This is a genomic window from Vibrio sp. (assembly GCF_048266485.1).
GTDB lineage: Bacteria > Pseudomonadota > Gammaproteobacteria > Enterobacterales > Vibrionaceae > Vibrio.
The window spans coordinates 170,588-184,829 of the sequence record NZ_JBLWZK010000005.1; the positions used below are offsets into that span (position 1 = coordinate 170,588).

The window sequence follows — 14,242 nt, forward strand, 5'->3', positions numbered from 1 at the left end:
CTTTTGCTTTAACCACGGTCAGCCTTCAATCCGATAAATGAGCAATGAGAAAATTATTAAGACGATAATTTCATATAATGTTGCGCCAAACGAGTGAATTCATCTCCTCTGGCCATAAAGTTTTTAAATTGATCAAAACTGGCACAAGCAGGCGATAGCATCACTAAATCACCCGCTTTTAATTCATGATGAAACGAGTTTATTGCTTGCTCCATTGTTTCCCAACGTTGTGCCGAAGGGTGCAACGAAACAAACGAGTCACCATCTTGACCAAAGCAATGCAATTGAACATTTAAGTTTTTCAACACTGGCGCTAATTCAGAAAAATCCGCGCCTTTTCCAACGCCACCAACCAACAGATGCAGACTGCCTGTTAATTGCAACCCCGATAATGCCGCTAACGTACTGGCTACGTTGGTTGCTTTAGAATCATTGATCCATTTAATACCATTATTATCCACAACTAACTGACAGCGATGTGTTAGCCCTGAGTAAGTTTTCAACGCAGGCACAACCTTCGATAATTCAACATCAACACTATCTAGCAAGGCTAAAGCGACCAAGCTATTGGCGACATTGTGTCTACCGACAAGTTTTAAATCCTCAACCGCGACAATTGGTTGACCTTGCTTAGAAATATATTCTTGCGCTTCTAACCACACCAAGCCAAAGTCTTGCTCATCAAAGCCAAAACTGACAACTGGGATATCATTTTTGGGATAGGTTTCTGGTTCAGCACGATTAACAATCGCTTTATCGGCATGTAAGAAAATACGTTGCTTCGCCTCAGCATAGTCTTCCATGCCTTGGTAGCGATCCATATGATCTTCAGAAAGATTCAAATAAGCAGCCGCGGCCAATTTCAATGACGATGTAGTTTCCAGTTGAAAACTAGAGAGTTCCAACACATACAAATCCACATTATCTGCAAGTAGATCCAAAGCTGGCACGCCGATATTGCCACCGACACCCACCGTTAACCCGGCAGATTTTGCCAAAACGCCTGTTAAATCGGTGACCGTACTTTTGCCGTTTGAACCAGTGATAGCCACCACTGGCGCATTGGCTGCCCATGCGAATAACTCGATATCACCAACTACCGGAATATTGTTTGCCAGCGCTTGTTGAATCTCTGGAGTAGCTAATGCAATTCCCGGATTAGTCACAATTAAGTCTGCTTCCAATAACCAATCAAGCTGCCAACTACCAGTATGTACTTCAACGCTAGCATCCAACAATTCCACACCAGGTGGTTCGGAACGAGTATCAATAACCTTTATCGATAAATCCTGTGGCAGTTTTTGTAAATATCGAATAACGGATAACCCCGTCACACCCAAGCCAACCACAACGACACGTTGTATCCCTTGCCATTTTGCTAATAATGAGTGTGACATAAAGTAATATCCTATAAAAAATTAACGTATTTTCAGTGTCGCTAAGCCAATTAATACCAATACGATAGAGATGATCCAAAAACGCACAATAACGCGAGGTTCCGGCCAGCCTTTTAATTCGTAATGGTGGTGAATCGGTGCCATACGGAAAATACGCTGGCCACGTAATTTATAAGAACCGACTTGCAAGATAACCGATAGGGTTTCCATCACGAATACCCCACCCATGATCACCAATACAAACTCTTGACGAACCAAAACCGCAATCGTCCCTAAAGCTCCACCTAACGCTAATGAACCAACATCGCCCATAAATACTTGTGCTGGATAGGTGTTAAACCATAAAAAGCCTAAACCAGCCCCAACTATTGCAGTACAAACAATCACAAGCTCACTGGTATAAGGAATATAAGGAATGTGCAAATATTCAGAGAAATTGACGTTACCCGTCGCCCAAGCGATAACACCAAAGCCTGCTGCAACTAATACCGTAGGCATGATCGCTAAGCCATCTAGACCATCGGTTAAGTTCACCGCATTACTGGTACCTACAATTACAAAGTAAGTCAGCACGATATACATCAAACCAAGTTGTGGCATCACATCTTTAAAGAAAGGAACCACTAGTTGAGTCGCTGAAGTATCTTTGCCCATTGCATATAAAGCAAACGCTATACCTAGTGCAATGACTGATTGCCAAAAATACTTCCAGCGAGCAATCAAGCCATCTGTATTTTTGCGCACAACTTTACGATAGTCATCAACAAAACCAACGACACCATAACCAAGCAATACTGCTATCACCGCCCAAACATAAGGGTTAGATAAATCTGCCCATAGGAAAACGGTCACAGTGATCGCTGCTAGTATCATCACACCGCCCATCGTTGGGGTGCCACGTTTACTAAAGTGAGATTCAGGACCGTCATTACGCACGACTTGACCAATTTGTAAAAGCTGTAAACGCTGGATAAGTTTAGGTCCTATCCAAAGAGATAACCCCAAAGCAGTCAAAATGCTCAAAATAGCCCGAAAAGAGAGATATTCAAACAATCGAAAAAAGGATAAATATGGCTGTAACAGTTCTGCGAGCCAAATGATCATGCGTAGTTCTCCTTCAAAGCAGCAACAACCTGACACATTTTAGAGCTATGTGCTCCTTTGATCAGTAAAGTATGTTTTTGGTCTGCTTGCATTTCTAGTTTTGGGTTAGGTAAGTGCTGCTTAATAAAATCAATCATAGCGCTATGGGTAGTAAAATGTTTACCACAAGTCGATAAATCATCGGTTTGTTGGCAAAGCTGGCTAATAATCGCGGTATCCTCTCCAAAAGTGAGGACATAGTCAAAATTATATTGTGCCGCATGCTCGCCTACTTCTCGGTGTAATGCTTGGCTTTCATCACCAAGCTCTGCCATATAACCAAGAATCAACCAACGGGTGCCTTGATAGTTTGCTAATAAATCGGCGGCGGCTTTCATCGCGGGTACGCTCGCATTATAGCTATCATCAATCACACGTACTTCCTCGGTTAAATCCATCGCTTCCACTCGTCCTTTAACATGGCTTGGTACTTGTAAACCACTGACCACTTCATCTAACGTCGCTCCCGCTTGAATCGCCATCGCGGCAGCAGCCAAAGCATTGCTAATATTGTGTTTGCCGATCATAGGTAAGCTCACAAACTTTTCACCGAGAGGACTCATCAACACAAATGAAGCTTCACCACGCTGGTTAACTTCAATTTGTTGTGAATAAAAATCTGCATCCGAATTATCGACCGAAAAAGTGATAACGCTTTTATCAGCCAAGATAGATTGCCAATGAGATAAACCATTGCTATCTAGATTAACGACAGCATCGCCACCAGCTGATAGACCTTGGTATATCTCACCTTTCGCTTTTGCCACGCCATCAATTGAGCCAAAACCTTCTAAGTGTGCGGCGGCAACATTATTGACTAACGCAATATCAGGTTGAACCAAGCTAGTGGTATAAGCGATTTCACCTAAATGGTTCGCGCCTAATTCAATCACCGCATAATCGTCATTTTCTTGGGTACGTAGCAGCGTTAACGGAACACCTATTTCATTATTAAAATTACCCGCTGTAGCAAGTACTTGGCCTTTTTGCTTTAAAATAGCGGCCAACATTTCTTTGACGGTGGTTTTTCCGCAGCTTCCTGTCAGCGCTAAGGTTTTCGCCTTTGATTGTTGGTGCATCCATTGTCCAAGTTGACCGAGTGCTTTTTGAGTCTCCGCGACAACAACTTGTGGAATATCGAGATCGAGCTTCTTAGAAACTAATAAAGCATTGGCACCAGAATCTACCGCTTGCTGACAAAAATCATGAGCATCGAATCGCTCGCCAACTAAGGCAACAAATAAAGCACCGGATTCAATGTTGCGAGTATCTGTCGTCACCGAAGTAATATCGGTATTGTTACCGAGAAGAGAACCCGAGGTTATCAGTGCAAGTTGCTGTAAAGAAAATGGGATCATAAAGGTAACCCTAATAAAACTTGTGCGGTTTCGCGGTCAGAATAATGTACGTTTTGGCCATTAATGATTTGATAGTCTTCATGTCCTTTGCCTGCTAATAAAATAATATCGCCCTCACCAGCTTGTTGAAGAGCATATTGACACGCTAGATAACGAGAGTGGATCACATGAATCTGTTCTGGGTTTATCGCCCCTTGCAACATATCGGCGACAATTTTAGCCGGATCTTCTGAGCGTGGATTATCATCAGTAATGATCGACTCATCAGCAAGGCGCTCAGATATTTCCGTCATCATTGGGCGTTTACCGGAATCACGCTCCCCACCACAACCAAAGATTGACCAAAGTTTTCCTTGGCAATGTACGCGTAGTGCCATCAAGGCTTTTTCTAACGCATCTGGTGTGTGTGCGTAGTCTACGACAACTTTAGCTTGCGGTTTAGACGCTTGAAAAAGTTCCATACGACCGATTACAGGCCTCAATTGAGGTGCGACTTGAACTAACTGATTTAACTCAAACCCTAGACTCAGCAAGGTTGCTAACGCCACCAGCAAATTACTGGCATTGAAAGCACCAATTAACGGGACTTGCAAATCGGCTGCTCCCCAATGACCATCAATCGATAAGCTGATGCCAGCATCTGAGTAGTGAACCTCATTGGCCCACAAACAATCATGTGTTGAAGCCGGATGTGTCGAATCTGGACTTCTCGAAGAAAGCTGCGGCTTAATTAAAGAAACGGCGATTGCATCCGGTAAACGTTGAAGCCATTGTTGGCCAACCTCATCATCTGCATTAATAATTTGATGCTGGCAGTCATGTTGAGAAAACAAACTGAATTTGGCTTCTGCGTATTCTTCCATGCTGCCGTGATAATCAAGGTGATCACGGCTTAAGTTAGTAAATGCAGCAGCAGCGAAAGGCAGCGCTTTAACACGTCCTTGCACAAGACCATGAGAGGAAACTTCTAATGCCGTATATTCAGCACCTTGTTGTTGCAATTGGCTTAATGTCTGCTGAATTTCAATTGCATTGCCCGTAGTGTTGACCGCAGGTTTTAAATCATTCAAAAATCCATTGCCTGTTGTTCCCATCACTGCAGCCTTTTTACCAAGCAAGCCTACCCACTGGGCAATCAACTGCGAAATAGTGGTTTTTCCATTGGTGCCTGTAATACCGATTAATTGCATTGGTTCAAACTGATATAAACAGGTCGCAAGATGTGAAAGCTGCGATCCAATTTCTGATAAGTAAATAACTGGTACACTAGCACGCCATTCAATATGTTGATGAGGGTTTTCCTGACTAGCATCTGCAATAACCGCAACCGCACCAGAAGAAATCGCTTTATCAATAAAGGCCCGGCCATCAACCTCATGACCTTGAATGGCAACAAATATATCGCCAGCGGACACTTTACGACTGTCAAGCTGCAACTCCGCGACATTAATGGCAAATTCAGAATCTAATGCAATCCAAGGTTTCAACAAATCAGAAAGTAATCGAACCATATATTTTATTCCCCAGCCTCAGATTCAGGTGTCGCATCTGGCGTGACATTCATAATTTGCAGCGCCCCTTTCATAATTTCTGCAAAAACAGGCCCAGCAACCGAACCACCATAGAACTTATCACCTTGTGGCTCATTGACGACTACAACTAATGCAAGGCGAGGATCACTAATTGGCGCAAGACCAGCCGTTAAGGCAACGTATTGATCACTGTATCCCCCCGCCTTTGCTTTACGTGATGTACCTGTTTTCGCACCAACACGATACCCCGGTACTTTAGCCGAGCGCGCCGTACCACCTTTATGAGTAACCTGCTCAAGCATATCGACTACTTTGCGAGCCGCATCTGCATCCGCCGCTCTAAAGGTACGACCGGATGTACTTCCTTTTAAGATATGCAGCGGCTTATTCACCCCCATATTACCTAGCGTCGCGTAAGCATGCGCGAGCTGTAATGGTGTGACTGAAATACCATAACCAAAGGCTAAGGTCGCTTGCTCAAATGGAGACCAACGACGGCGATCTGGGAATATACCGGTTACTTCGCCCGGTAAGCGTAGGCCAGAAACATTACCAAAGCCTACTCCGCTATACATACCAAGAATTTCACGCACATCCATTTTTAACGCAATGGTTGCCACACCTACGTTACTTGATTTCTTTAAGATAGTGGTTAAATCAGCTTTACCCGCGCGCTCAGAATCTCGAACTCGGCTGCCACCAATTCGCATGATGCCATTGCCAGTATCGATAACCGTTTTATCATCAATAATACCTTTATCTAAGCCCGCCAAAATCACAAATGGCTTCATAGTTGAACCCGGTTCAATAGAATCGGTAAGCGCACGGTTACGCATGCGGAAACTTTGCAATTGTTCGCGGTTATTCGGGTTATAGGAAGGCGCATTGACCATCGCGAGTACATTACCGGTTTTAACATCGACTAGAACGGCGGTTCCTGAAGTGGCTCGAAAATCGGCTACTGCTTGCTTAATCGCACGATAGGCAATTGCCTGCAAACGTTGATCAATAGTGAGTTGTAAAGGTTTACCAGGCTCTTGTGTTTTTAATGAAATATTTTCAACAACACGTCCAAAACGGTCTTTTCGAATGGTTCGCTTACCCGCTTCTCCCGTTAACCAATCATCAAAACTCCGCTCCATACCCTCAAGGCCATGTCCGTCAATACCAGTCACGCCAACGACATGCGCGCTGACTTCCCCGGCTGGGTAAAAACGACGAGATTCATCTTTCAAGCCAATACCTGGCAGTTTCAATTCTCGAACATATTTAGACATTGCAGGACTAACTTGGCGCTGTAAGTAAATAAAGCGCTTACGTTTATTCTGGCGAATTTTATCCACTAAGCCTTGTTGTTCGAGCCCAAGTACGTTAGCAAGTGCATACCAACGATCAAGTTCATCAAGACCATTTTCTTTAATTATAGTGGCAGGATCCGCCCAAACTGCTTGCACAGGAACACTCACCGCCAACGGCTCACCATTTCGGTCAGAAATAATACCACGAGCGGTTGCGATTGCTTTTACGCGCACTGAACGCATATCAGCTTGTTGAATAAGTTGATCAGGTTCGATCACTTGGATATACGCCGTTCGCGCTACCAGCACAAATAAAGCTAATACGATAAAGACTATGACTAGGTTATATCGCCAAGGGATCAAAATATCGGAGGATTGAGATGACTTCTTTTTATTAACGGTTTTCTTGTTCTTTACCGTTTTTTTATTTGTCGGCTTTTTCATTTAAGGTTCACAACCACTTCTTTATCCGAATCAGGACGTTTCATATCAAGATCTTTGATTGCGACCTTCTGAACTCGAGTATGCTCAGCAAGAGCGTTCTCTTCTAATATCAAGTTACGCCACTCACTATCAAGCTGCTCGCGACTTTCTAATAATTCATCACGCAGAGTAATTTGATTACGAGTATTATAAGTGGTTAACACTACCGCTATAGAGCTTACAAAAATAAGCAGCAGTAATACCAATGGAACTCGACCTACCGAAATAAGATCAGTCCAGATACTACGAATTAGAGTGGGTGGTTGTTTATCTTTCATAGTATTTTAATGATCATAGTTTTTCAGCAATACGTAATACTGAGCTGCGTGAACGTGTATTAACTTCAACTTCTGATTTAGACGGTTTAATTGCTTTACCTACCGTTTTCATATTGGCAGAACCTAAAGCTTTAATTTGATCTTCCGTCATAGGAATACCATGAGGTACTTGAGGACCTTGGCTCTCACGGCGCATAAATCGCTTCACCATGCGGTCTTCTAAAGAGTGAAAACTAATCACAGAAAGACGACCTTCTGGCGCTAAGATATTCATCGCCCCTTTTAAAGCGAAGTCGATTTCTTCCAATTCACTATTAATATAAATCCGAATTGCTTGAAAACTTCGCGTTGCAGGGTGCTTTTTTTCTTTAAAATTCTTTGGTGCAACATCTGAGATAAGCTTAGCCAATTGGCTAGTTCTCATCAGTGGTTCATGTTCCGGATTTTCGCGATATTCAACTAAACCACGAGCAATACGACGGGCGTGCTTTTCTTCACCAAACTCTCGTAGTACCCAGGTAATATCATCAAGCTCCGCTTCTGCTAGCCATTCTGCAGCTGATTGACCAGTTGTCGGATCCATTCGCATATCTAATGGCCCGTCTTTCATAAAACTAAAGCCGCGATCAGCATCATCCAATTGTGGTGATGAGACACCAAGATCAAATAATACGCCATCAACCTTGCCAACCAATTGATATTGCTCAGCATAAAATTGGATACCAGAAAAAGGACCATGAATAATGGTAAAGCGGGGATCATCTATTTTTTTTGCTTCTTCAATCGCTTGAGGATCTCGATCGATACTATATAAGCGCCCTTCAGGACCGAGTTGAGATAAAATCGTACGGCTATGACCTCCTCGACCAAATGTGCCGTCAATATAAATACCATTTGGCTTTATATTCAATCCTTCAATAGATTCATTAAGGAGTACAGAAACGTGTTGGAAGGTGTCGGTCATAGGGTTCAATAACTCAATTTAAGATGAATGGCTTAGGATATTCATGTCAGGCGCGCAACGCAAGAAATCAGCGGAAATTTGCGCTTATTTGGCTTAGTTTAAGCTAATTCTAACTAGAATCGTTAATAGCACGTCAAAAGGAAGACAACGAATGAAGAAATTCATAAAAAAACCCACCACAGTAAACTGCGATGGGTTTATTTAAATAGGTGGAGTTGACATCATAAGCCGGGTTCTGTCTCCGCTTGCGCGGTGATAGCCATTCGTCTAGGCCAGCAATCGCTCACTGGCTCGAGCAACCTACCCGCCCCCTTACGCGAGCAACGCAATGTGAGGGCCTATTTGGTCTTGCTTCGGGTGGAGTTTACCCTGCTACGAACTGTTGCCAGACGCACGGTGCGCTCTTACCGCACCCTTTCACCCTTACCTGTTCGCTTCTTACTTCCGAAGAAATGAAGAATAGCGTCATCGGCGGTCTTCTCTCTGCTGCACTTGTCGTGAGCTCACGCTCCCCAGGCGTTACCTGGCACCCTGCTCTTTGAAGCCCGGACTTTCCTCCCCTCCGACAGTCTCCCACTGGTTTCTACCTAGGCAAAAACCAGTAAGGACATCAACGAAGCAGCGACTATCCAGTCAACTCCGACGCGGATTATACGCACATCACCTTAGAAGACAAGCGAATCGGCACATATAGAAATATATTAATCTAGGTTATCCAGTCCCCACTTATATAGAGCATTCTTTTTCAAATTGTGAATTTCCGCGACTAAAGCTGCTGCTTTTTTCAGTGGCAATTCTTGAGTCAAAATTTTTAAGGTTCTTAAAGCGTCATCCGGAAGCGCATCGGTAGATTTATCTTCTCGATAACCATGAATAAGAATGACCATTTCTCCGCGCTTACGGTTGTCATCTTCATTGATCCACTCGATCAACTCACTTAGCGGCGCACCATGAATCGTTTCAAATGCTTTGGTTAATTCACGTGCAAGCACGACTTCACGCTCAGGCCCTAACACTGCCAGCATATCGTCCAAACTATCTGTAATTCGATGAGGCGATTCGTAAAAGATACAAGTACGCTCGGCTTTGCTAATTTCTAATAACTTATCTTTACGACCTTTACTTTTAGCCGGTAAGAAGCCTTCAAAACTAAAGCGATCCGACGGTAATCCTGAAGCACTTAAAGCCGTGATCACGGCGCAAGCACCTGGTAATGGCACAACTTTAACCCCCGCTTGACGACATTTAGTCACTAGGTGATACCCTGGATCACTAATTAGAGGAGTCCCCGCATCAGAAACTAATGCGATCGACTCTCCCGCTAACACTTTTTCAACTAATACTTGTGCTTTTTGTTGCTCATTATGATCATGTAATGCATAAGTTTTGGTTGATATGCCAAAATGAGAGAATAAACGACCACTATGCCTTGTATCTTCAGCAGCAATCAGGTCAACTTGATTTAAAATATCTAATGATCGTTGAGTGATATCCCCTAAATTACCAATTGGGGTAGGAACAATATATAGCGCTGGGGAATCTAAAAGAGCAGTTTTGTTATCTATCATTTGTTTACCGTCACTTGAGCGATTAATATAGAGTCAATCTTTCACATAAAGAATATAACGCATGCAAATTATGAATCATAAGATCTTCAGTGTACCACGCTTATTTACTTCTATCGCCTTGATGTTATTAGTATCAGCGTGTTCATCACTTACATCTGAGTCAGATAAAGTTGATATTACCGCCCCACCGGCACAAACCTCACTCAGCTATACTGACGAGGCGAATGATACTCAACCATCTACTGAGCAGACTGATTTGTACATTATGGCGCTAAAAGCCTCTGTAGTTGAAAAAAATTACAACCAAGGCCAAAGCCTGCTAAAACGCATCGTTCAATTTCCTCTAAATGATATGCAGCAAGCAGAATGGCAATTAGCAAAATCGCAAATTACAGCTGCGACTGTTGACTCAGAGGCTGCATTAAAAGAATTAAACTTCCAACAGCAGTGGCAATTAGCAGACATTCAATGGCGTAATTATCATCAGCAACGTGCTAAACTGTTTGAAGATATTCGAGATTTTTTCAATGCCGATCGTGAATGGATTGCTTACAAAGAGTTTCAACCTGTCAATAAGCAAGAATCAACCGATAAGAGAATTTGGGAAAACTTAAAGAAATATTCTAAGGAGACCATTGTTCAACTCGAAGTTCACCCAAGTGAAACTGAATTACAAGGTTGGTTATATGTCGCCACTCAAATGAAGACACAGCTAAACAACCCAAGTGGTTTGAAAACAGAACTTCAGCAATGGTTTAGTATCAATATTAACCACCCAATCGTGACTCACACTCCTGAAGATGTGCAACGCATTTTAGAACTCGATATTTCAACGCCGGAAAATGTCGCAGTACTCCTACCTCTTTCTGGTAAATATGAAATGCCTGCAAAGTTAATCCGCGATGGCTTTATTCATGCAATGACAGATGATGCAGATAAAGCCCCTTCTCTAAAGATGACGGTTTACGATACGTCAACACAGAGCCTGCAAGATATTTATGCTCAGCTAAAAACTAATAATACTGATTTCATCGTAGGCCCATTGATCAAAGATAACATTGAGCAATTACAAGATATCAATAACAACAATATTCCTATGTTGGCGCTAAACTTCCCAGATAAATTAGAGCAAGGTTCTCAAGTTTGTTACTTAACGCTATCGCCAGAACAAGAAGGGGCACAAGCGGCTAAGCACATTTTTGAAACTGGTTTTAAATACCCACTAGTACTGGCACCTAAAGGGAAACTTGGTGAACGTATTACTGAAGCATTTACAGAAAAATGGAATGAATTAAGCAATACGCCAGTAGCATCAACGCCATTTGGTAATCGTGCTGAATTGCAAAAAAATGTTAAAGATGCGTTTGGCCTAACTGATAGCCAAGCTCGCATCAACCAGATTAGACAAATCAGTAATATGGAAATGGAAACCGAAGCTCGCAGTCGTAGAGATATTGATTCTGTTTACATTATAGCAAACCGCTCAGAGTTAACGCTGCTAAAGCCATTTATTGAAGTTGCTATTAACCCAGATGCTAAGCCACCTAAACTGTTCTCCAACTCTAGTAGCAATAATGGTAAAGCTCGTGCCTATCAAGATGTCAGTGGTATTATATTTAGCGACATTCCAATGCTGTTGAATAAAGATAATGCTGAATTGACCGAGTACGATAACTTATGGCCCAAAAGCAGTAACACTGAAAAGCGTCTACATGCATTAGGTATGGACTCATATAGCTTGCTTACTCAACTTCAAACAATGAAGGTTATTCAAAGCTATCAGTACCAAGGTCAAACAGGTACTTTAAGTATTGATGATCAATGTGTGGTACAAAGAGATCTAAGTTGGGCTGAGCATGAAGCTTTTCAGTCAGAAGATCAAAAATAAGCGAGAAATCGGTTCTCAATATGAAAGCTTGGCCAATCAATATCTGATCGGCCAAGGGCTTCATGTGTTAGAAAGAAATATGAATTGCCGATTTGGCGAAATCGACTTAATTATGAAAGATGGACAAACTATTGTGTTTGTCGAAGTTAAATATCGAGCCTCATCATCATTTGGTCATGCAGCGGAAATGGTAACCTACCAAAAGTCTCAAAAGCTGATAAAAACCGCTATGGTGTGGCTTAAGAAACAATCACTGCCAATCGAAAAAACCTCCTTTCGTTTTGATGTCATTGCTATTCATAAAAATGGTGAGGATATCAATTGGATAAAAAATGCAATTACTCAAGGATAAAGCATGCTAGATAGCATTAATGATAGCTTTAAAGAAAGCATTCAGATTCAAATTGCTGCTGCAGAATCTCTCCCCGATGCCATCACTCATGCAGCACAAGCAATGGTGAGTAGCTTATTGAACGGTAATAAAATCCTTTGTTGTGGTAATGGCGGCTCTGCAGCTAACGCACAACAATTTGTCTCTTGTTTACTGAATCGTTTCGAAACAGAACGACCAAGCCTTCCAGCAATGGCTTTAACAACAGATACTTCGACGCTAACAGCTATAGCCAATGATTATCACTATCAAGAGATCTTTTCTAAACAGGTAAGAGCTTTCGGCCAAGCCGGTGATGTGTTGATTGCTATTTCTACCAGTGGAAACAGCAGCAATATTATCAAAGCCGTTGAAGCGGCTGTCACTCGGGATATGACCATCATTGCATTTACTGGTAAAGATGGCGGTGAACTTGCAGGATTACTTGGTGAGTCTGATGTGGAAATACGTATTCCATCACATAGAACAGCAAGAATTCACGAAGTTCATATGTTAACGCTTCATTGTTTATGTGACTTAATCGATCAAGTAATATTTCCCTCTCACGACGGATAAGTAATATGAAAAAACACATTGTTATTTTATGCTTCATTAGCTTATTTTTAGTTACTAGTTGTGCCTCAACAGGTAGTTCTTCTGAGCCTTCTCAGCAACAGCAATGGCAAGAAAAAAACATACAATCAAACATTAATGCATTAAATCGAGCCCCCCAGTATAGAGGAAAGGTTCGCGTAACTTCCGAAATCACGAGTACAGGACACATCTTACTTTTAGGGCAATCCATTGATGAAGAGAATAAACAGTCCATCGAAGGCTACGTAAAAAACTTACCAAACGTAGACAAAGTTTATAACCAAATTCGCATCGCAAAACCTCTATCATTCCAGCAAATCAGTCATGATATTTAGTTAACCACTAAAGTAAAAAGTGCGCTTCTATCAGATGACCGACTAGATAAATACAACATAAAAGTAACCACTGAAAATAAAGAAGTATTTTTAATTGGTAACATATCGAAAGAAGACGCTCAAATTGCGGCGGATGTTGCCAGTAAAATAGAAGATGTTTCCAAAGTAATCAAAGCATTCAATTACGTAAGCTCACCACTCATAGAATCTAAACCAGCTCCAACTTCAAATAGCAATGAGCCCGATGCGACGAGTAGTACGCTAGAAACAGATAAGAGTACTACAACAGAATTAGATCCGATAAACGATAGTAATGGCGCAGCTACACCAATAATCGAAGACGTAGATACGCCTATTAATGAAATGGATGTGTTAACTACGCCGTAAATTAGCCCTTCAAACAAGTTTAATTCGCATATAACGAAAGCAGAGTACTGATTACTCTGCTTTTTTAGAGTTAAATATTCATTTATCCAGCCCTCTGTCACTCCTTTAATAATCTCACCCCTTGTTTAAAAGTGGTTCTATATTAAACGCTGTATCTGAATTTATTAATGAATAAGTCATCCTGCTATTTGATATTCTCTCTATTCACAAGGAGTAGATCAGATAAAATAAGGCCCTCTGTATCAACACTTAATAGCTTAATTCTCATAGTCAAAGGTTAGAGTTGAGTAGCAAAAAACGATCTGCAATAAATCAGCACCTAGTAGTACTATCTAGGCAATGAATTCTGGAGTTGCAGTTAAACCAGAGAATAATCATTCTTTGTGACAACTAACTCTTTCGAATCTGGTCTGTGTATTTTTTAGAATTAGAGAATAGTCATGGCGGAATAGAAGAATTTTAAACATTCCCTAATACCTTACTAGGTTAAAGCAAACTGACAGCCAGCTTGCTTTAACCAACAACTACCAACTGAATAACCACTTCTCAATATTGGCTCTTATAGATTTTATTTTCAACAGACGAAAAAAAACCTGATTCTTTCGAATCAGGTTTCTACTCTTTATCTAAGAGATATAAGTGGCGGA

13 protein-coding genes, 1 other RNA gene and 1 pseudogene are annotated in these 14,242 nt (G+C 41.7%); 5 read left to right on the forward strand and 10 right to left on the reverse strand.

What is annotated here, in order from left to right; genetic code table 11:
* Nucleotides 1-56 precede the first annotated feature (56 nt).
* From murD to rsmI, 9 genes are all read right to left on the reverse strand, one after another.
* Nucleotides 57-1,397, reverse strand: coding sequence for a UDP-N-acetylmuramoyl-L-alanine--D-glutamate ligase (murD, locus tag ACN0T8_RS08850; protein WP_417880269.1), 1,341 nt, complete (start codon nucleotides 1,395-1,397; stop codon nucleotides 57-59).
* A 21-nt stretch (nucleotides 1,398-1,418) separates the two neighbouring features.
* Nucleotides 1,419-2,501 carry a phospho-N-acetylmuramoyl-pentapeptide-transferase gene (gene mraY / locus ACN0T8_RS08855; RefSeq protein WP_417880270.1) on the reverse strand — a complete coding sequence of 361 codons (1,083 nt, stop codon included), beginning with the start codon at nucleotides 2,499-2,501 and terminating at the stop codon, nucleotides 1,419-1,421.
* Nucleotides 2,498-3,898, reverse strand: a complete 1,401-nt coding sequence (gene murF, locus ACN0T8_RS08860) for a UDP-N-acetylmuramoyl-tripeptide--D-alanyl-D-alanine ligase (RefSeq protein ID WP_417880271.1) — start codon at nucleotides 3,896-3,898, stop codon at nucleotides 2,498-2,500. The genes mraY and murF overlap by 4 nt, the downstream gene beginning before the upstream one ends.
* Complete coding sequence (gene murE / locus ACN0T8_RS08865) at nucleotides 3,895-5,409, reverse strand: UDP-N-acetylmuramoyl-L-alanyl-D-glutamate--2,6-diaminopimelate ligase (protein ID WP_417880272.1); 1,515 nt, start codon at nucleotides 5,407-5,409, stop codon at nucleotides 3,895-3,897. The genes murF and murE overlap by 4 nt, the downstream gene beginning before the upstream one ends.
* 5 nt (nucleotides 5,410-5,414) lie before the next feature.
* The gene (locus ACN0T8_RS08870) at nucleotides 5,415-7,172 is read right to left on the reverse strand and encodes a penicillin-binding transpeptidase domain-containing protein (RefSeq protein ID WP_417880273.1); all 1,758 of its coding nucleotides are present in this window, start codon (nucleotides 7,170-7,172) and stop codon (nucleotides 5,415-5,417) included.
* The gene (ftsL, locus tag ACN0T8_RS08875) at nucleotides 7,169-7,489 is read right to left on the reverse strand and encodes a cell division protein FtsL (protein WP_417880274.1); all 321 of its coding nucleotides are present in this window, start codon (nucleotides 7,487-7,489) and stop codon (nucleotides 7,169-7,171) included. Before ftsL ends, ACN0T8_RS08870 begins: the two co-directional genes overlap by 4 nt.
* 13 nt (nucleotides 7,490-7,502) lie before the next feature.
* Complete coding sequence (rsmH, locus tag ACN0T8_RS08880; protein WP_417880275.1) at nucleotides 7,503-8,453, reverse strand: 16S rRNA (cytosine(1402)-N(4))-methyltransferase RsmH; 951 nt, start codon at nucleotides 8,451-8,453, stop codon at nucleotides 7,503-7,505.
* A gap of 207 nt (nucleotides 8,454-8,660) precedes the next feature.
* An RNA gene (rnpB, locus tag ACN0T8_RS08885) (RNase P RNA component class A) lies at nucleotides 8,661-9,094 on the reverse strand.
* 60 nt (nucleotides 9,095-9,154) lie between these two features.
* Nucleotides 9,155-10,021 (reverse strand): 16S rRNA (cytidine(1402)-2'-O)-methyltransferase, encoded by an 867-nt coding sequence (rsmI, locus tag ACN0T8_RS08890; RefSeq protein WP_417880276.1) that lies wholly within the window; start codon nucleotides 10,019-10,021, stop codon nucleotides 9,155-9,157.
* A 61-nt stretch (nucleotides 10,022-10,082) separates the two neighbouring features.
* Here rsmI and ACN0T8_RS08895 point away from each other — a divergent pair, with 61 nt between their 5' ends.
* From ACN0T8_RS08895 to ACN0T8_RS08915, 5 genes and pseudogenes are all read left to right on the forward strand, one after another.
* On the forward strand, nucleotides 10,083-11,909 hold the full coding sequence (locus ACN0T8_RS08895) for a penicillin-binding protein activator (RefSeq protein WP_417880277.1): 1,827 nt from the start codon (nucleotides 10,083-10,085) through the stop codon (nucleotides 11,907-11,909).
* Nucleotides 11,878-12,261, forward strand: coding sequence for a YraN family protein (locus tag ACN0T8_RS08900; protein WP_417880278.1), 384 nt, complete (start codon nucleotides 11,878-11,880; stop codon nucleotides 12,259-12,261). Before ACN0T8_RS08895 ends, ACN0T8_RS08900 begins: the two co-directional genes overlap by 32 nt.
* Nucleotides 12,262-12,264: 3 nt before the next feature.
* Nucleotides 12,265-12,855: a phosphoheptose isomerase gene (locus tag ACN0T8_RS08905; protein ID WP_417880279.1), complete on the forward strand. Its 591-nt coding sequence runs from the start codon at nucleotides 12,265-12,267 to the stop codon at nucleotides 12,853-12,855.
* A 5-nt stretch (nucleotides 12,856-12,860) separates the two neighbouring features.
* A complete protein-coding gene (locus ACN0T8_RS08910; RefSeq protein ID WP_417880280.1) occupies nucleotides 12,861-13,208 on the forward strand; it encodes a hypothetical protein in 348 nt (115 codons plus the stop codon).
* 57 nt (nucleotides 13,209-13,265) lie between these two features.
* Nucleotides 13,266-13,334: pseudogene (locus tag ACN0T8_RS08915) on the forward strand (hypothetical protein); the annotation flags it as partial.
* Nucleotides 13,335-13,390: 56 nt separating this feature from the next.
* Here ACN0T8_RS08915 and ACN0T8_RS08920 read toward each other — a convergent pair.
* Complete coding sequence (locus ACN0T8_RS08920; RefSeq protein ID WP_417880281.1) at nucleotides 13,391-13,612, reverse strand: hypothetical protein; 222 nt, start codon at nucleotides 13,610-13,612, stop codon at nucleotides 13,391-13,393.
* Nucleotides 13,613-14,242: the final 630 nt, after the last annotated feature.